Source organism: Hafnia sp. HMSC23F03, from assembly GCF_001816025.1.
GTDB classification, from domain to species: domain Bacteria; phylum Pseudomonadota; class Gammaproteobacteria; order Enterobacterales; family Enterobacteriaceae; genus Hafnia; species Hafnia paralvei.
Window position 1 is genome coordinate 146,202 of the sequence record NZ_KV824231.1, and the last position, 17,051, is coordinate 163,252.

Below are 17,051 nucleotides of genomic sequence, written 5' to 3' on the forward strand. Positions count from 1 at the left end.
GCGGGAAATTTCATCCCCATATAATGAATAACAATAACTCCCGCTCCGGCGGGAGTTATAATTTATAGATTGAAGCAAAATGCTGGAGCGCAACATGAAAACTAAACTGAATGAACTGCTCGAATTTCCTTGCTCTTTTACCTATAGAGTCTTGGGTTTAGCGCAGCCTGAGCTGGTCGATCAGGTGGTCGAAGTGGTGCAGCGCCATGCACCCGGTGATTATCAGCCACAGGTTAAGCCAAGCAGCAAAGGCACCTACCACTCCGTCGCGATTACAATTAATGCGACTCATATTGAGCAGGTAGAAACGCTGTATGAAGAACTGGGTAAAATCGAAATCGTACGTACCGTATTGTAATTACAGTTTTTTAACGTTATCTCCCTGCGTCAAGTATGCAGGCTAAGCGGCTCGATGAGGCATGATTGCTTTATTGAGCCGCTTTTTTTTGAACGATCAACACTGGTCGCTGAGGGTGCATCTCGGTATAATGGCTTTACCAATTTTGTAACCGGATGATGACTCGTTTGCAACAAGACAAGATCATACTGCGTCAACTAGGGTTGCAGCCCTATGTTCCCGTATCACAAGCCATGCATACTTTTACCGACCAGCGCACAGAAAGTACGCCCGATGAGCTCTGGTTAGTGCAACATCATCCGGTATTTACCCAAGGTCAGGCAGGCAAAGCTGAACACGTATTGGCTGCAGGAGATATTCCTGTGATCCAAAGCGATCGCGGTGGCCAAGTCACTTATCATGGCCCTGGCCAGCAGGTGATGTATGTCCTTGTCGATTTGAAACGTAACAAATTTGGCGTTCGCCAACTGGTGACTGCGATAGAGCAAACCGTCGTTAACACGCTTGAAAAGTTCAGCATCGAGGCACATGCCAGAGCTGATGCTCCCGGTGTTTACGTGGGTGAAAAAAAGATTTGCTCGCTGGGATTACGCATCCGTAAAGGTTGCTCATTCCACGGGCTGGCGCTGAATACCGCCATGGATCTCGGCCCGTTTAGCCGGATTAACCCTTGTGGTTACGCAGGCATGCAAATGACACAGATCAGCGCACTGAACCCCGACGTTACGCTTGAAAACGTACAGTCGGTACTGGTCGAGCAATTTATTCAAATACTGGGCTATCAATCAGCCGAGTTAAGCAACTGGAACCCGCACGATTATGAGTAAACCAATTCTGATGGAACGCGGCGTCAAATACCGTGACGCAGACAAAATGGCCCTTATCCCAGTGAAAACAGTGGCCGTAGAAAGAGAACAGCTGCTGCGCAAGCCTGAGTGGATGAAAATCAAACTCCCCGCGGATTCCAGTCGTATTCAAGGTATTAAAGCGGCCATGCGTAAAAATGGCCTACATTCCGTCTGCGAAGAGGCCTCCTGCCCTAACTTGGCTGAATGCTTCAACCATGGTACGGCAACCTTTATGATTTTGGGTGCCATCTGTACCCGCCGCTGTCCGTTCTGCGATGTTGCACATGGTCGCCCCGTTGCGCCAGATGCGAATGAACCAGAAAAACTGGCACAAACGATTGCTGATATGGGGCTGCGTTATGTGGTCATTACCTCCGTTGACCGCGACGATTTGCGCGACGGCGGTGCTCAGCATTTTGCCGACTGTATCCGTGCCATTCGTGCCAAAAATCCGACCATTCGTATCGAAACGTTGGTACCAGACTTCCGTGGCCGTATGGAACGCGCGCTGGATATTTTAACGGAAACACCACCGGACGTGTTTAACCACAACCTTGAGAACGTTCCGCGTATCTATCGTCAAGTACGTCCAGGTGCTGATTACAACTGGTCACTGAAGCTGCTGGAGAACTTCAAAGCGGCACACCCAGAGATTCCAACCAAGTCCGGTCTGATGGTGGGCTTGGGGGAAACAAATGAGGAAATCATCGAAGTGATGCGCGATCTGCGTGCTCACGGTGTCACGATGCTGACTCTCGGCCAGTACCTGCAGCCAAGTCGCCACCACCTGCCGGTGCAGCGCTACGTAAGCCCTGACGAATTTGAAGAGATGAAAGCAGAAGCGATGGCGATGGGCTTTACCCATGCTGCCTGTGGCCCGTTCGTACGCTCTTCTTACCATGCAGACTTGCAGGCCAAGGGCGTTGAAGTGAAGTAATGCTTAGTCTGTTTCCGTAGAAATATTTTTTTACAAGAGAACAGCATTACAGCCCGAATCCATGAGGCCAGAGCAAATATCTCTGAAGCCTCATTTCTCGCAAGCTATACAGAAAAAACCGTAGAGGGCTCACTCTCTACGGTTTTTTTATTGGCTACTCAGCTACCGCTGAAAAACCGAATCAGTCTTTATGGTCAACGCGCGGTGCAGCGCTATCGGCATCTGCACCTGGTTTTGCTGAGTCATCATTCATGGCTTTCTTAAAGCCTTTCAACGCAGCACCTAAGTCAGAACCCAGAGTACGCAGCTTGTTAGTGCCAAACAGCAAAACAATCAGAACCGCAATCACCAGCAATTTGGTAATACTGATACCTTCCATAAACACCTTCTTAATGAATACATCAGACGACAAAGCCGACTGACTAAAAAACGTTCGTCATAATTTATCTATTAATATCCAATTTAGCCCTATTAGCAATGTGAATATGTAACAGAGTTAGACGTCGCTTAACGGATTGTTCTGTGAAAAACGGCGGCGATAAACCGAGGGCGTGATCCCTAAATGTTGACGAAAGGCTTGCCGAAAACCCTCACTGGTTGAGAAGCCACAAATCTCAGCAACGGACTCAATTTGCTTATTACCCAACTCAAGTTGCTCACATGCCAAGTACATACGAGCCTGCTGCAGCCAACTTGCGGGAGACATCCCCAATGACGTTGCGAAACGTCGAGCCAAAGTCCGCTCACTCATGTTAGATTCACGAGCCATCATTTTCACGCTCCACGATAAATGCAGGCTCGTTTGTACTTTCTCTAACAGCAGGTACAGACCATCATGTGTTTTCACCTCTAGAGAATGCACAATAAACTGCTTTTGTCCCCCACTGCGCTGAGGGGCCATCACCAGTCTGCGCGCCACACGATTAGCAATTTTTACCCCAAAATCCTTGGCAACCAGATATAAGCAAGCATCAATCCCTGCGGCACTCCCCGCCGAAGTCATTATCTGTCCGCTATCAACGTAGAGCACATCCGCATCAACCTGAATATCCGGATAACGTTCGGCTAGCTGTTGGCAATAACGCCAATGAGTGGTGACTCGCTTACCCGAGAGTATCCCCGCAGCTGCTAATACAAAAACCCCCGAGCAGATAGTAATAAAGCGCACGCCGCGCTCATATGCGGCTCGCACAGCCTCTAACAATGCTGGCGGTGGGGGTACGTCATTCCCTCGCCATCCTGGAATGACAATAGTATTCGCCTGCGCTAAGTATTCAAGCCCATGCTCAGCCAACATCGTCACGCCGTTTGTCGTTCGCATTGGCCCATCATCAACACCGACCACGCAGTGCTGATACCAGGGGAAATCGAATTCGGGACGCGGCAAAGCAAAAATCTCTAGCGCAATACCAAATTCAAAACTGCATAAGCCATCGTAGGCTAAGGTTGCAACTAAGCCAGGGTTTCTATCCATAGGGGTCACTGATTGGCAGGTTTATTAGGAAAGATGGCATATTTGCCACTGTAAGCAAGGCTGAGTGAACAATACAGTAGTAACTCATTCAACCGAGGGAGTTTAAACGATGACCAGCTTAGTCAGCCATGTTCCAGCAGCAGATTCCTCCGATGCTGAGCGCCACTTTTCTCGTCGATTTCAGTTTGAAACCGACTGCTCTGATGTTCATTACAGCCTACAGCAACAGAATATCGACTTTGTATTGCTCGACGTTCGCTCGCCAGAGTTGTATCAACGTTCTCACCTGCCTCAAGCGATCAATCTGCCGCACAAAGAGATAGATCAGCGCCTTTATCAACGCTACGCCCGCGATACCCTGTTTGTGGTTTACTGCGCTGGGCCACATTGTAACGGAGCACAAAAAGCGGCATTAGCGCTGAGTCGATTAGGGTATCCAGTGAAAGAAATGATCGGAGGAATAACGGGATGGCAAGATGAAGGCTTTACATTTTCTGGGGAGCCACAAAAAAACGTAGCATGCGGCTGCTAATCGTAAAAAGCCGCTCATAGCGAGCGGCTCAGATGCACCATGTAAACACAGATAATCTTATCTTTGTGTGGTTATGGTCACCGAAGAAATGTAGTTATTAAAAGCGGTGGCCTCCTGAGCTAAAGCCTCAATGTGAGCACCAACCATCTTGAACTGTTTTAATAACGGATTATTTTCTGGCAATGAACCCAGTTCAACTAGTTTACGAGTCAGCTGTTCATTCTTTTGCAAGAGTGCGGCTTCGCGCTGACGCGCCTGCTCTAGCTGCATGCGTATTCCTTCGCATTCTTGTTGCCATACGAGACGCTGTTGCTCAAAGCTTTCTTTAAGATCATCCAAAGCCGCTAGCGAATTACGCAGTTGCACTTCCAAATCAGACATCGCGTTTCTCATCCCTCGACAGGTTAGCCATAGAGTATACCCAATGGCTTCCGACGCACCAAAAAATAGATTACATCGGCAATCATAATTAGCTTGCTGGCTAAAAGCGAATGTTGATTACGTAAATCACCGCTCATCGGAAAGTTCTTATATTTCATTCAATTCTCGCAAATACACGCTTATTACTCTCGATCAATTGACCGCAAGAATAACCCACTGCTTTTAAATGCTTTTGTGATCGACATCTGCTCGACCCACTAAATTTTGCCATTTTCTAGATGCATGCGGCAGTCATCTGAAGGTTCGCGATCTGAACACTATTTAGACTCCAATCTTCAGAGAAGCGGCGTCCTACATATAGAACCCACTCTACCGGTCGCTTCTCATTTATAACAAAAAAGGATAGGACTCATGAACGACTCTGTAGTTTTGGGCATCATCTGGCATCTGGTGGGCGCAGCCAGTGCAGCGTGTTTTTATGCGCCGTTTAAGCAGGTAAAAAACTGGTTTTGGGAAACCATGTGGTCAATTGGTGGATTCGTTTCCTGGCTCATTCTTCCTTGGATCGTCAGCTACATTTTGCTGCCAGACTTCTGGGCCTACTATGGATCATTCAGCTTTGCTGTTCTCTTACCGGTATTTCTGTTTGGTGCCATGTGGGGCATCGGAAATATCAACTACGGCCTGACAATGCGCTATTTAGGGATGTCGATGGGAATCGGCATTGCGATTGGTATCACCCTGATTATTGGCACATTAATGACGCCAATTCTGCAAGGTCGCATCGACGTGCTGTTTGGTACTCCCGGCGGCCGCATGACGCTGTTAGGTGTATTAGTCGCACTGATCGGCGTAGCAACGGTGAGCTATGCCGGTTTACTCAAAGAACGTGCAATGGGAATCCGTGCCGAAGAGTTCAACCTGAAAAAAGGGTTAGTGCTTGCCGTCATGTGCGGGATTTTCTCGGCGGGCATGTCATTCGCTATGGATGCCGCTAAACCTATGCACGAAGCTGCCGCAGCACTCGGCATTAACGCCCTCTACGTGGCATTGCCAAGCTACGTCATTATTATGGGCGGCGGAGCAATCATCAACCTTGGCTACTGCTTCATTCGCCTCGCAACACTAAAAAATATCTCCATCAAGACTGACTTTTCTTGGCCACGCAAGCTTATCGTGACCAACGTACTGTTTTCGATGCTGGCTGGGCTCATGTGGTACTTGCAGTTTTTCTTTTATGCATGGGGACACGCAAAAATCCCAGCCAAGTATGACTACATGAGCTGGATGCTACACATGAGCTTCTACGTGCTATGCGGCGGCATTGTTGGTCTATTACTCAAAGAGTGGAAATGCAGCAGCAAAAAACCGGTTAGCGTGCTGTGTATAGGCTGCCTGATCATTATTCTCGCTGCCAATATCGTTGGTCTAGGCATGGCCTCGTAAGGAGTTAATGATGGCCCACCCTTTAAATATTCTCCTTTTTGGTATCGGGCTGGATACCTACTGGCCGCAGTTTCACGGTTTAAAAAATCGCCTTGAAGGCTATCTTGGCGAAATTGAGCAGCGCCTTGCCCAGCAGCATTGCATCCATAACGGCGGACTGATTGACTCCGTTACCGCAACGGATCGACTACTTGAGCAAATGCGCCACCAGCCATTGGATGTGGTCGTGCTTTATATCAGCACCTATGCACTGAGCTCCACCGTATTGCCACTGGTTCAGGCGCTGGGAAAACCCGTCCTCATCCTTGCGCTACAGCCAGGCACCGGCCTTCCTTATCAACGCATAAGAGAAATGACCGATCGTGGAGATCGTACCGGGGAATGGTTAGCGCACTGTCAGGCCTGTAGCGCCCCCGAGTTGGCTAACGTTTTTAACCGCGCCAATATTGGCTTTCAGCTTTTAGTTGGCGCACTCCATAACGACGACGAAGTATGGTCGGAACTGGAGGAATGGTTAAACGCCTATCAGATACGCATGGCGCTGAGTAAAACTCAAATCGGCTTAATCGGGCATTATTATGACGGGATGTATGACGTCTACAGCAACCTAACCAATCTGTCTGCCCGTTTAGGCGTACGCTTCAAGCCCCTTGAAATGTGCGAACTCAATCAGCTGCGACAAAATACGACGCCCGCGTTGTTAGATAGCAAACGCGCAGAAATGAGCCAAGCCTTCACAATTGATCCCCAGTGCTCGGAATCAGAACTGATGCGCGCTGCACATACCGCCTGCGCGCTGGATGCGTTGGTGAAACAACATCATCTCGGCGCTTTGGCTTACTACTACGAAGGGCAAAATGGGAACGATTATGAAAACATCGTCACCTCCGTGATTGCAGGCAATACGCTGCTGACACAAAAAGAGATCCCTGTTGCCGGTGAGTATGAAGTTAAAAATGTCATCGCGATGAAGATACTTTCATTGCTAGGCGCAGGAGGATCTTTCTCTGAGCCTTATGGCATTGAATTCCAAGACGATGTGGTGCTTTGGGGGCACGACGGCCCCGCTCACCCGCTGATGGCTGAAGGCGATGTCAGGCTGGTACCTTTACCTGTCTATCATGGAAAACCAGGCTGTGGAGTATCCATTCAAATGACGGTTAAAAATGGACCGGTCACCTTTTTATCTGTCGTTGAAACGCGCGGTGGGGAAATCGTGCTGCAATACGCAGAGGGCGAATCGGTAGCGGGAGAAACGTTGGATATCGGCAACACCAATAGCCGTTACCGTTTTGATATGGGAGCACGAAACTTCACTCGCGCATGGTCTACTGGGGGACCTGCACACCATTGCGCAATTGGCTTAGGCCACTGGGGTTCACAGTTAGAGAAGTTAGCCGACGTATTAGGTGTACGTACCCAGCATATTATCTAATTTTCACTAGATATCTTTGCGATACAAACGCACGGGCTGGTCTGGATAATCCAGCCCGTCGCCGATGTATTGCCAGCCAAAACGCTCATAATAATCGGCAAAGGTCGCATAGAGATAAAGTTCGTTAAACCCGGCTTGGCGGCTAAATGCTTCCACATATTGTTGGAGTTGGGCTCCTAATCCACCGCCTCGCTGACTTTCAGCAATATAGAGCGCGGCTAGCCACGGATACAAATCTTGGCGGCTAATCAAGTCGCAGCGCCATAACCCTACGGTTCCGACGGGTTTATCATCGAGCAAGGCCACAAATGTGACCGGCAAGCCTTCAGGCCGCAAACTACTGTTAACGATACTCGCGAAAAAATCACGACTGTTTTCGCTGCCAAAAGCCTGAAACAGCCAGTCGGTTATCAGTTCACTATGCTCTGGGACTTCAGACAGCGGCAAGATACGGATCATAAATAAGGAGTGTGGTTGGAAAATAAACAGGTCGGAATATTACGCGGCATTGAGATAAAGAGAAATAAAAAAATAGCCAGAAGGATCCCTCTGGCTACTGTCACAGATTCGGTTCAAATTTTATGGCAGCTCATTGCCTGCTGCGCGATAGATTTCATACCACTCTTCACGCGTTAACGTGATATCGCAAGCCTGACAAATCTGCTTCAGGCGCGAGGTGCTCATGGTGCCAGAAATCATTTGCATATTTGCAGGATGGCGCAGGATCCATGCCGTCGTAATCGTGGTATTAGAAACACCATAGCGCGCTGCAATTTCGTCAATTTTCTGGTTTAGCTCTGGAAATTTTTCATTTCCGAGGAAGACACCTTCAAACATACCGTATTGGAACGGTGACCAAGCCTGAATAGTCACATCATTTAAACGACAGTAATTCAGCACTTCACCATCATGATCGATGCTTGAAGCGTTCTCCATATTGACGTTAATACCGCTACGGATCATACCGCTGTTGGTAATACTCAGTTGTAGCTGGTTGGCTAAAATCTTTTGGCTCATAAATTTTTGCAACAGCGCCATCTGCATCGGACTTTGGTTAGACACGCCGAAACGACGGACTTTTCCAGAATCCAGCAGATGATCGAAAGCTTCCGCGACCTCTTCTGGTTCCATCAACGCGTCAGGACGATGCACCAGTAACATATCCAGATAATCGGTATCAAGGCGCTCTAAAATACCGTCAACCGATTTTAGAATGTGCGCTTTCGAGAAATCGAACAGTCCTTTGCGGATACCACACTTAGACTGCAGAAAAACTTTCTCGCGGCGGTCGTCATTTAGCTTGGCAGCACGTGCAAAAATACGCTCACACTCACCGCCGCCGTAGATATCCGCATGGTCGAAAAAGTTAGCGCCTAAATCGAGTGCTGTTTGCACGAAGGTTTCTACTTCAGCCGCTTTCAGTTCGTCCATACGCATACATCCAACGACAATGGCTGGAACCTGAAGAGTAGAACCACCTAATTTAATTTGTTTCATCAAACTGCCCTATCTGGTTTACGGCTCGCGGTGCTTGCCCGTATGTTATTGAGAATATACATCCACCAATGTTTATACCACCCGTTCGGGTTCCGTCACAAAGCGCTGGCGATACTCTCTCGGCGTTATCCCTGCATCACGGGTAAACACCACGGAAAAATAGTTGCTGTCTTCAAATCCACAGCGTGTGGCGATTTCACTAATGCGATACTCACTGCGTCGCAGCAGTCGCTTAGCCTGACATAAACGCAATTGGCGTAGATAATGGCTAATTGTCATGCCAGTTTGTTGGCGGAAAAGCTGTTTAAGTGAACGTTCGACCAACTGATGCTCAGCACAGAATGCCGCTAAATCGAAATGATTGTCTAACCCACCTTGTAAGGATGCCATCAGCAGATCAAGCTGTTCTCCCGCAGGAAGTAAATGTGCACTTTCAGCTGTATAACGGTAACGCTTGAGCACAATGGCTAATTGCAGCAATAAAGCCTCGGTGAGTTGCATAGAGAGCACATCGTTTTTACGACTTTCCTGCGTCAGTTGGGCAATAATGGGCCGTGCCTGCGCTAACCCTCCCGTACTCAAACGCCAATGATTCTGGCGCGTCGTTTCATCAAAGGGCGGTAGCAGAAGATTCCACTGTGCATTCAGGCGCAAACGCTCTGGGCAGTAGATAATATTATCCAACACCAGTTCATTAACAGACTCATAGCTATGGCAATCGTCAGCGTTGATATAAAAAATATCTCCGCAGGTAATTCGATAAGGACGATCGTTAAGAATGTGTAGCCCGTTGCCGCGCCACACAATAACAATTTCACAGAATTGATGGGTATGTTCAGCAAATACCTGCTGCGGGTAGCGATCTGCCACAGCGACAGGCATCTGTTCGGATGGAAGATAATCCCGACTTTCAAGCACTAATAGCTTACCCATCTCCTGTCTCCACTCTTAAATAGCCGGACAGTATTACAAAATCTTCAGCAACGTACGTTGACGGCTTTCTCTATTCCACATATTTGTTCTTGATGGTTTATGAATAAAAAACCACAAAATCAGATTGTAGAAAACTATGACTGGCAACGTAACGCCCGCGGTGATTGGTCAAACTCGCGTTTGAATAAGGTAGAGAAATGATTGCTGTCACCGAAACCGCACTGGTAGGCGATATCCGTTATGCTGCTATCACTGTGGCACAGCTGGTGTCTAGCCTGTAAAAGCCGCAGCCGAGTGAGGTAACGCTGTGGTGTCATGCCAGTATGATTTTTTAGCTGGCGATGTAAGGTTCTCAGCGGTAAAGAAAAACGATCGGCTAATTCTGACCACTCCACTGACTCAGCATAATGGTCTTGTAGCCAGTCGAGCAATTGGCGCAAACGCCCTTCTTGGTCATCACCAATTTGCGCCGAACAGCCCTGCCAAAGCTGCACAATGAGCTGCATAAAAACGCTTTCATGCAAGGCGATATCTTCGGCGCGTTCGCTGTCTGGCGTCTGCGCTAACTTCGACATTAAGACTTTGACCTGCTGCAATACCTGCTGGCTGATTCTCCAATGTGAAGGGTAAACGCCGTTACGCTCGCTCGGCAAAAACTGTTCAACACCTGACAAAAATTTAAATGCATCCGGTGAGCGAAACAGGACATTGGTTAAAAACAGTCCATCCGTATGCTCAAACAAATGGCGGTCATGGTCACGAACAAAACACACACATCCGCTGTTAAGCGTGTAAGGATTGCCATTAAATACATGTACGCCAGCGCCCTGCTCCACAATAACGATTTCATAGAAATCATGATGGTGCTCAGGAAACTCAGGCTGAGGTGCTCGCGGCTCTATCGCGACGGGCGCATAGCCGGAAGAGAAAAAATCAATGCTGTGCAAAACAGTCATGGTCTACCTCCTCATCGTCTCGGGTATCAGCACTGGTTACTTCTCCAGCACTTCTGTATTGCGATAGTAGAAGAAGGCGCCAATGCGAACCTTAAACTTTTGACGCCAAAACTACTTTAAGCGCGCATTTATTTAAGAAAACGTCGCCAATATTTAGAAATGCGGCGAGCGTCACAGGGCGATCTCTCTAAGATATGTGACCAACTTCACTTTCACCTTTGCTGTATTGCCAAAACCGGTATTGCATTGGCATTCATGAGAAGGTGTCCCCCAAGGCAAGTTTTTACACTGGCCGTCATTGATTAATAAGATTGTTCAACGACGGACGGTTCCACATGACCACACGCCATATTGTCGCAATTGATCTTGGTGCCTCGAGCGGAAGGGTCATGCTAGCCAGCTACCATCTCGGCACTCAGAAACTGACGCTCAAAGAGATTCGCCGTTTTACTAACCAGCTAGTCTCACGCGATGGTTTTGATACTTGGGATCTCGATAGCATTGAGCGTGAAATCCTCGCTGGGCTGACACAAATCGATGCTGAAAAAATCTTGCTAGACAGTATTGGTATCGACACTTGGGGTGTCGATTACGTGCTGCTTGATGCCAACGGCGAGCGTGTCGGACACCCCGTAGCCTATCGCGATAGCCGAACCCATGGCGTCATGGCTCAGGCACAGAAAACGCTGGGGAACGCATTTATCTATCAACGCACCGGCATCCAATTTTTACCCTTTAACACGATTTACCAACTGCGAGCGCTCAGCGAACAACAGCCAGAGGTATTGGATCGCGTCGAGCATTTGTTGCTGATCCCGGACTATCTGCACTATCGCCTGACAGGAAAGATGAATTGGGAATACACCAACGCCAGCACTACGCAATTGCTCAATATCAATACCGGTGATTGGGATACCGATTTGCTGAACTATGCCGGTATTCCTGCTCGCTGGCTGAAGAAACCGACTCAGCCAGGCAACCGCGTCGGCGATTGGCTGAGCCCTAAAGGACAAAAAGTACCGGTCGTTGCCGTGGCCACGCACGACACCGCCAGCGCGGTAATGGCAACGCCAATGCAAGGTCCTGACGCAGCCTATCTTAGCTCTGGCACATGGTCACTGATGGGGATCGAGAGTGCGACACCGTTCACTGATAACGCGGCGCTGCAGGCTAATATCACCAACGAAGGGGGTACTGAAGGTCATTATCGAGTACTCAAAAATATTATGGGTCTGTGGTTGCTACAACGCGCGACGCAGGAGCTGCACGTTCAATATCTGCCTGACCTCATCGCTGAAGCCGCTTTACAGCCAGCACAATATTTTCTGATTAACCCCAATAATGAACGTTTCATTAATCCAGACAACATGTGTTTGGAAATCCAGAATGACTGCCGTGAACGTGGAGCGCCGGTTCCTGAAACCCCAGCCGAATTAGCGCGCTGCATTTTCGACAGTCTAGCCAATCTCTATCAACAGGTGGCGAAAGAACTCGAAAGGCTACGCGGCAAACCGCTCCGCCATCTGCATATCGTTGGTGGCGGCAGTCAGAATCGTTTTCTCAATCAGCTATGTGCTGACCTATGTAATCTAGAAGTTACCGCGGGCCCCGTTGAGGCCTCCACGTTAGGCAATATCGGTTGCCAGCTCATTGCGCTAGGCGACGTGGCTAACGTGGCTGATTTCCGTCGCATCATTGCGCATAACTTCCCTTTAGAACATTTCACCCCCAACCACCCGCATTCTTTATCCGCGCCACAGACTCACAGTGGTGCGCAAACCTCTGCCCAATTCAAAGGAACTTGTGTATGACCACTTTAATCGATCAGGCTTGGGAACTGGCAAAGCAGCGTTTCAGCGCCGTTGGCGTCGATGTTGAAAATGCATTGAAAACGATGGAGCAACTGCCTGTTTCCATGCACTGCTGGCAGGGCGACGATGTCGCCGGTTTTGAAAACCCAGAGGGCTCGCTAACCGGCGGTATTCAGGCTACCGGTAATTATCCAGGCAAAGCACGTAACGCCGCTGAACTTCGCTCAGATTTGGAGATGGCGCTCTCGCTTATTCCTGGTCCAAAACGCCTTAATCTGCATGCGATTTATTTAGAGTCTGACACGCCGGTTGCTCGGAATAAAATAGAGCCTCGCCATTTTGCTCATTGGGTTGAATGGGCGAAAAAACACCACCTAGGATTAGACTTTAACCCTTCCTGTTTTTCTCATCCGCTCAGTGCCGATGGGTTCACGTTGTCATCCGCCGATCCGGAAACACGTCAGTTCTGGATTGAGCATTGCCAAGCCAGCCGTCGTATTTCTGCCTATTTTGGCGAGCAGCTAGGCACTCCGTCCGTCATGAATATTTGGATCCCTGACGGGATGAAAGATACACCGATTGATCGTCTGGCACCGCGTCAACGTTTAGCTTCAGCGCTAGACGAAGTCATCTCAGAAAAGCTCAATCCAGCTCATCATATCGACGCCGTTGAAAGCAAGCTGTTCGGCATCGGCGCTGAAAGCTATACCGTCGGCTCCAATGAGTTTTACCTCGGCTACGCCGCGAGTCGTCAGACTGCCTTGTGTCTGGATGCGGGGCATTTCCACCCCACCGAAGTGATATCAGACAAAATCTCCAGCGCCATGCTGTATGTACCGCGCCTGCTGCTGCACGTCAGCCGCCCAGTTCGCTGGGATAGCGATCATGTGGTGTTGCTCGACGATGAAACACAGGCCATTGCCAATGAAATCGTGCGTCACGATCTGTTTGACCGAGTGCATATCGGTTTGGATTTCTTCGACGCTTCCATTAACCGCATCGCCGCGTGGGTTATCGGCACGCGCAACATGAAAAAAGCCCTGCTACGTGCGCTATTAGAACCGACCGAACATCTACGCAAGCTGGAAGAAAGCGGCGACTACACAGCGCGACTCGCGTTGCTGGAAGAGCAAAAATCACTGCCATGGCAGGCCGTATGGGAAATGTATTGCCAGCGCAATGATGTTCCCGCCGACGCTCGCTGGTTGAATGCCGTTCGTGAATATGAAGAACAGGTTTTGTCTCAGCGTTAGTTATTGAAAATAAGGAATAAAACTATGCAATCCATCATCGACTCTTGGTTTGTTCAGGGGATGATTAAGGCCACCAGCGATATGTGGCTAAAAGGCTGGGACGAACGCAATGGCGGTAATGTCAGCCTGCGTCTTTTAGAAGAAGAAGTAGCGCCGTTTCGCGCTGACTTTACTGCTCAACCGCGCTGCGTTGAACTGACACAGCCAGCCACCGAATTAGCAAACAGCTGGTTTTTGGTCACCGGCTCAGGGAAGTTTTTCCGCAATGTGCAAATCGCACCGGAAGAAAATCTGGTGCTATTACAAGTCAGCGCAGATGGTATGGCTTACAACATTCATTGGGGACTGACTAAAGGCGGGTTACCGACGTCAGAACTCGCCGCACATTTCCAATCACACATAGTGCGCATGCAAGTCACCGGCGGCGATAACCGCGTCATTATGCACTGTCATGCCACCAATTTAATTGCACTAAGTTACGTACATGACTTAGACAATGCCAAATTCACCCGCCTTCTATGGGAAGGCAGCACCGAGTGTTTGGTGGTGTTCCCTGATGGGATCGGCATCGTACCGTGGATGGTACCGGGCACCGATGGCATTGGCACTCAGACCGCGGAGCAGATGCGCGAACACGGATTAGTACTGTGGCCGTTCCACGGCATTTTCGGCAGCGGCCCAACGCTCGACGATGCTTTTGGCCTAATTGATACCGCCGAGAAATCAGCGGAAATCATGGTGAAAGTACTGTCTATGGGCGGAAAAAGACAGACCATCTCCACCCAAGAGCTCATCGCATTGGCGGCACGGTTTGGTGTTACGCCAATGGCCGCCGCACTCAAGGATTAAGCGCTAGAAAGACCGATCGCATGCGCCTCTTTTCGGAGGCGCATCATAACGGTTTTTCATTTTCAGGAGCAATATCATGAGCTTTATGTTGGCATTACCCAAAATTAGCTTGCACGGAAACGGCGCAATCATCGATATGGTCAAGCTACTCAGCGACAAAAAATGGGGAAAAGCCCTGATCGTCACTGACGGTCAATTAGTTGAGATGGGGTTATTAGATGGCCTGTTTGATGCCATGCAACAACACCACCTCTCCTACGCTTTATTCAAAGATGTTTATCCTAATCCTACCGAAGAGCTGGTACAGGCTGGCTTTAAAGCTTATCAACAAAATCAGTGCGATTATCTGATTGCCTTCGGAGGGGGGAGCCCGATTGATACCACTAAAGCCATTAAAATTCTGACCGCTAATCCGTCACCTTCCACAGCGTATTCCGGCGTGGGGAAAGTGAAGAACCCAGGTGTCCCCCTCGTCGCAATTAATACCACCTCGGGCACCGCTGCAGAACTTACCAGCAACGCCGTGATTATTGATAGCCAGCGACAGGTGAAAGAAGTCATTATCGACAGCAATATCATTCCTGATATCGCCGTTGATGACCCCGCCGTTATGCTTAATATCCCAGCGTCAGTCACTGCCGCAACCGGTATGGATGCACTGACCCACGCGATTGAAGCCTATGTATCCGTTGGTGCACATCCACTCACCGACCATTCCGCACTTGAGTCCATCCGTATGATTACCGAATGGCTGCCACAAGCAGTGGATAATGGTCAGAATCTCCAAGCTCGTGAAATGATGGCTTATGGCCAATATTTAGCTGGTATGGCATTCAACAGTGCAGGTTTGGGGCTAGTCCATGCGTTGGCTCATCAGCCGGGAGCGACCCATAATCTGCCGCACGGCGTGTGTAATGCCATCTTACTCCCCGTCATTGAGGAATTTAATCGTCCGAATGCGGTTGTTCGTTTCGCTCGCATCGCTCAAGCCATGGGTGTCAATACCGACGGAATGAATGAAGAGCAAGCAAGCCAAAGCGCAATTCAAGCGATTCGCCAGCTCTCTGCCCGCGTGGGCATTCCTTCAGGATTTAAAACGCTAGGCATCAAAGAAGCGGATATCGAAGGCTGGTTAGACAAAGCGTTAGCCGATCCTTGCGCACCTTGTAATCCACGCAGTGCCGATCGTGAACAGGTGCGCGCACTCTATCTCCAAGCGCTGTAAGGAGCCAATATGATCCGTAAAGCTTTCGTCATGCAGGTAAACCCGGATGCACATGCCGAGTATCAACGCCGCCATTCACCAATTTGGCCAGAACTGGAGGCTGAGCTGAAAGCGCATGGCGCACACCATTATTCAATCTTTCTCGATGAAAAGCGCAATTTGTTATTTGGCTTCGTCGAAGTTGAATCTGAAGCGAGTTGGAATGCCATTGCCGAAACGGATGTCTGTCAGCGCTGGTGGAAACACATGGGCGATGTAATGCCTAGTAATCCTGATTACAGTCCGGTCAGTGACGATCTGAAAGAAGTCTTTTATCTTGCCTGAGCGCATTGAGTTTTTGCTAAAAAATACAAATCATCAGGTGATCTAAAAGCGCGATAACTATATGATTCCTGCGTCGGTTTCGGGCGCAGGATGCTGTCTGATCTTCTTTGATAAGCCATTCGCAACAGTCGCCAAATTACTTACCTATATCAATTAATTAGGAATAAATTGGTGTTCACAATGATTTCATTACCCAAACAACCAGCCAGACTTGCCATCATTATGTGCATGCTTTTCTTAGCGGGCTGTACGCATAAACATAGTTATAAGAAGCATGATGCTCATGCCTATGATGATGCTATTGAAGATGCCGCCGATGACTACAAAGTCGATCCTAAGCTTATTGCGGCGATTATTCAGGTAGAGTCCAGCTTCAATCCTGAAGCAGTCAGCCCGTCCAATGCCATTGGCCTCATGCAGATCAAAGCCTCAACGGGCGGCTGCGATGCATATCGCTATAAAGGTAAAAGCGGGTGTCCGGATGATGACGATCTGCTCGATCCTGAAACCAATATTGATCTAGGCGCTGCCTATATCGGCGCTATTCAGTACCAGCAATTAAATTGGATCGACGATCCTGTGACGCGTCGCTACGCCACCGAAGTTGCCTATGCAAACGGCGCTGGTGCACTGTTACGCACGTTTTCGAGCAATCGAAAAACGGCTATTAAAATGATCAATCAGCTTACGCCGGAAGCCTTTCATTGGCACGTACGCCAATATCACCCCGCAGCCCAAGCGCCAAAATATATGGCAAAAGTAGAACAGGTATACAATACCTTGTAAGGTTTT

Annotated in this window: 19 protein-coding genes; 12 read left to right on the plus strand and 7 right to left on the minus strand. The window is 48.9% G+C overall.

What is annotated here, in order from left to right; translation table 11 throughout:
* Nucleotides 1-94: 94 nt before the first annotated feature.
* From ybeD to lipA, 3 genes are all read left to right on the plus strand, one after another.
* The gene (ybeD, locus tag HMPREF3091_RS13210; protein WP_008812730.1) at nucleotides 95-358 is read left to right on the plus strand and encodes a DUF493 family protein YbeD; all 264 of its coding nucleotides are present in this window, start codon (nucleotides 95-97) and stop codon (nucleotides 356-358) included.
* Nucleotides 359-513: 155 nt separating this feature from the next.
* Nucleotides 514-1,185 (plus strand): lipoyl(octanoyl) transferase LipB, encoded by a 672-nt coding sequence (lipB, locus tag HMPREF3091_RS13215; protein ID WP_004096416.1) that lies wholly within the window; start codon nucleotides 514-516, stop codon nucleotides 1,183-1,185.
* Nucleotides 1,178-2,143: a lipoyl synthase gene (gene lipA / locus HMPREF3091_RS13220; protein ID WP_004096414.1), complete on the plus strand. Its 966-nt coding sequence runs from the start codon at nucleotides 1,178-1,180 to the stop codon at nucleotides 2,141-2,143. Before lipB ends, lipA begins: the two co-directional genes overlap by 8 nt.
* A 181-nt stretch (nucleotides 2,144-2,324) precedes the next feature.
* Here lipA and tatE read toward each other — a convergent pair whose 3' ends face one another.
* Together tatE and ftrA are read right to left on the minus strand one after the other, a co-directional pair.
* Nucleotides 2,325-2,522 carry a twin-arginine translocase subunit TatE gene (tatE, locus tag HMPREF3091_RS13225; RefSeq protein WP_004096412.1) on the minus strand — a complete coding sequence of 66 codons (198 nt, stop codon included), beginning with the start codon at nucleotides 2,520-2,522 and terminating at the stop codon, nucleotides 2,325-2,327.
* Nucleotides 2,523-2,639: 117 nt separating this feature from the next.
* A complete protein-coding gene (gene ftrA, locus HMPREF3091_RS13230) occupies nucleotides 2,640-3,617 on the minus strand; it encodes a transcriptional regulator FtrA (protein WP_070716332.1) in 978 nt (325 codons plus the stop codon).
* Between the two features lie 109 nt (nucleotides 3,618-3,726).
* Between ftrA and HMPREF3091_RS13235 the strand changes: the two genes are divergently transcribed.
* Nucleotides 3,727-4,149 carry a rhodanese-like domain-containing protein gene (locus HMPREF3091_RS13235; protein ID WP_070716333.1) on the plus strand — a complete coding sequence of 141 codons (423 nt, stop codon included), beginning with the start codon at nucleotides 3,727-3,729 and terminating at the stop codon, nucleotides 4,147-4,149.
* A 57-nt stretch (nucleotides 4,150-4,206) separates the two neighbouring features.
* Here the strand turns inward: HMPREF3091_RS13235 and HMPREF3091_RS13240 are convergent, their stop codons facing one another.
* Complete coding sequence (locus tag HMPREF3091_RS13240) at nucleotides 4,207-4,530, minus strand: hypothetical protein (protein WP_008812726.1); 324 nt, start codon at nucleotides 4,528-4,530, stop codon at nucleotides 4,207-4,209.
* Nucleotides 4,531-4,941: 411 nt separating this feature from the next.
* Between HMPREF3091_RS13240 and rhaT the strand changes: the two genes are divergently transcribed.
* Nucleotides 4,942-5,976: an L-rhamnose/proton symporter RhaT gene (gene rhaT, locus HMPREF3091_RS13245; RefSeq protein ID WP_070716336.1), complete on the plus strand. Its 1,035-nt coding sequence runs from the start codon at nucleotides 4,942-4,944 to the stop codon at nucleotides 5,974-5,976.
* A gap of 10 nt (nucleotides 5,977-5,986) precedes the next feature.
* Nucleotides 5,987-7,411 carry an L-fucose/L-arabinose isomerase family protein gene (locus HMPREF3091_RS13250; protein ID WP_070716337.1) on the plus strand — a complete coding sequence of 475 codons (1,425 nt, stop codon included), beginning with the start codon at nucleotides 5,987-5,989 and terminating at the stop codon, nucleotides 7,409-7,411.
* A gap of 6 nt (nucleotides 7,412-7,417) precedes the next feature.
* Here HMPREF3091_RS13250 and HMPREF3091_RS13255 read toward each other — a convergent pair whose 3' ends face one another.
* The 4 genes from HMPREF3091_RS13255 to rhaS form a co-directional block, all read right to left on the minus strand.
* Nucleotides 7,418-7,870 carry a GNAT family N-acetyltransferase gene (locus tag HMPREF3091_RS13255; protein WP_070716339.1) on the minus strand — a complete coding sequence of 151 codons (453 nt, stop codon included), beginning with the start codon at nucleotides 7,868-7,870 and terminating at the stop codon, nucleotides 7,418-7,420.
* A 120-nt stretch (nucleotides 7,871-7,990) separates the two neighbouring features.
* The gene (locus HMPREF3091_RS13260; protein ID WP_070716340.1) at nucleotides 7,991-8,908 is read right to left on the minus strand and encodes an aldo/keto reductase; all 918 of its coding nucleotides are present in this window, start codon (nucleotides 8,906-8,908) and stop codon (nucleotides 7,991-7,993) included.
* A 72-nt stretch (nucleotides 8,909-8,980) separates the two neighbouring features.
* Complete coding sequence (gene rhaR, locus HMPREF3091_RS13265) at nucleotides 8,981-9,841, minus strand: HTH-type transcriptional activator RhaR (protein WP_004096389.1); 861 nt, start codon at nucleotides 9,839-9,841, stop codon at nucleotides 8,981-8,983.
* 134 nt (nucleotides 9,842-9,975) lie between these two features.
* Nucleotides 9,976-10,797: an HTH-type transcriptional activator RhaS gene (rhaS, locus tag HMPREF3091_RS13270; protein WP_035504211.1), complete on the minus strand. Its 822-nt coding sequence runs from the start codon at nucleotides 10,795-10,797 to the stop codon at nucleotides 9,976-9,978.
* Nucleotides 10,798-11,132: 335 nt separating this feature from the next.
* Between rhaS and rhaB the strand changes: the two genes are divergently transcribed.
* The 6 genes from rhaB to HMPREF3091_RS13300 all read left to right on the plus strand — a co-directional run bounded on the left by rhaB (nucleotide 11,133) and on the right by HMPREF3091_RS13300 (nucleotide 17,045).
* Complete coding sequence (rhaB, locus tag HMPREF3091_RS13275) at nucleotides 11,133-12,608, plus strand: rhamnulokinase (RefSeq protein WP_070716342.1); 1,476 nt, start codon at nucleotides 11,133-11,135, stop codon at nucleotides 12,606-12,608.
* A complete protein-coding gene (locus HMPREF3091_RS13280; RefSeq protein ID WP_004096382.1) occupies nucleotides 12,605-13,861 on the plus strand; it encodes an L-rhamnose isomerase in 1,257 nt (418 codons plus the stop codon). Before rhaB ends, HMPREF3091_RS13280 begins: the two co-directional genes overlap by 4 nt.
* A 24-nt stretch (nucleotides 13,862-13,885) precedes the next feature.
* Entirely contained in the window at nucleotides 13,886-14,710 is an 825-nt protein-coding gene (rhaD, locus tag HMPREF3091_RS13285; protein WP_070716343.1) for a rhamnulose-1-phosphate aldolase, read from the plus strand.
* A 76-nt stretch (nucleotides 14,711-14,786) separates the two neighbouring features.
* Nucleotides 14,787-15,935 carry a lactaldehyde reductase gene (gene fucO / locus HMPREF3091_RS13290; protein WP_070716345.1) on the plus strand — a complete coding sequence of 383 codons (1,149 nt, stop codon included), beginning with the start codon at nucleotides 14,787-14,789 and terminating at the stop codon, nucleotides 15,933-15,935.
* Between the two features lie 9 nt (nucleotides 15,936-15,944).
* Complete coding sequence (gene rhaM / locus HMPREF3091_RS13295) at nucleotides 15,945-16,259, plus strand: L-rhamnose mutarotase (RefSeq protein ID WP_070716346.1); 315 nt, start codon at nucleotides 15,945-15,947, stop codon at nucleotides 16,257-16,259.
* Nucleotides 16,260-16,439: 180 nt separating this feature from the next.
* Complete coding sequence (locus HMPREF3091_RS13300) at nucleotides 16,440-17,045, plus strand: transglycosylase SLT domain-containing protein (protein ID WP_070716347.1); 606 nt, start codon at nucleotides 16,440-16,442, stop codon at nucleotides 17,043-17,045.
* Nucleotides 17,046-17,051 lie beyond the last annotated feature (6 nt).

Coding starts and splice junctions, on each gene's coding strand:
- rhaS (WP_035504211.1), bottom strand. CDS start 10,797: ATGACTGTTTTGCACAGCATTGATTTTTTCTCTTCCGGCTATGCGCCC.
- HMPREF3091_RS13260 (WP_070716340.1), bottom strand. CDS start 8,908: ATGAAACAAATTAAATTAGGTGGTTCTACTCTTCAGGTTCCAGCCATT.
- rhaB (WP_070716342.1), top strand. CDS start 11,133: ATGACCACACGCCATATTGTCGCAATTGATCTTGGTGCCTCGAGCGGA.
- fucO (WP_070716345.1), top strand. CDS start 14,787: ATGAGCTTTATGTTGGCATTACCCAAAATTAGCTTGCACGGAAACGGC.
- ftrA (WP_070716332.1), bottom strand. CDS start 3,617: ATGGATAGAAACCCTGGCTTAGTTGCAACCTTAGCCTACGATGGCTTA.
- rhaT (WP_070716336.1), top strand. CDS start 4,942: ATGAACGACTCTGTAGTTTTGGGCATCATCTGGCATCTGGTGGGCGCA.
- HMPREF3091_RS13250 (WP_070716337.1), top strand. CDS start 5,987: ATGGCCCACCCTTTAAATATTCTCCTTTTTGGTATCGGGCTGGATACC.
- rhaM (WP_070716346.1), top strand. CDS start 15,945: ATGATCCGTAAAGCTTTCGTCATGCAGGTAAACCCGGATGCACATGCC.
- HMPREF3091_RS13235 (WP_070716333.1), top strand. CDS start 3,727: ATGACCAGCTTAGTCAGCCATGTTCCAGCAGCAGATTCCTCCGATGCT.
- lipA (WP_004096414.1), top strand. CDS start 1,178: ATGAGTAAACCAATTCTGATGGAACGCGGCGTCAAATACCGTGACGCA.
- tatE (WP_004096412.1), bottom strand. CDS start 2,522: ATGGAAGGTATCAGTATTACCAAATTGCTGGTGATTGCGGTTCTGATT.
- ybeD (WP_008812730.1), top strand. CDS start 95: ATGAAAACTAAACTGAATGAACTGCTCGAATTTCCTTGCTCTTTTACC.
- HMPREF3091_RS13240 (WP_008812726.1), bottom strand. CDS start 4,530: ATGTCTGATTTGGAAGTGCAACTGCGTAATTCGCTAGCGGCTTTGGAT.
- HMPREF3091_RS13280 (WP_004096382.1), top strand. CDS start 12,605: ATGACCACTTTAATCGATCAGGCTTGGGAACTGGCAAAGCAGCGTTTC.
- HMPREF3091_RS13300 (WP_070716347.1), top strand. CDS start 16,440: ATGATTTCATTACCCAAACAACCAGCCAGACTTGCCATCATTATGTGC.
- rhaD (WP_070716343.1), top strand. CDS start 13,886: ATGCAATCCATCATCGACTCTTGGTTTGTTCAGGGGATGATTAAGGCC.
- lipB (WP_004096416.1), top strand. CDS start 514: ATGATGACTCGTTTGCAACAAGACAAGATCATACTGCGTCAACTAGGG.
- rhaR (WP_004096389.1), bottom strand. CDS start 9,841: ATGGGTAAGCTATTAGTGCTTGAAAGTCGGGATTATCTTCCATCCGAA.
- HMPREF3091_RS13255 (WP_070716339.1), bottom strand. CDS start 7,870: ATGATCCGTATCTTGCCGCTGTCTGAAGTCCCAGAGCATAGTGAACTG.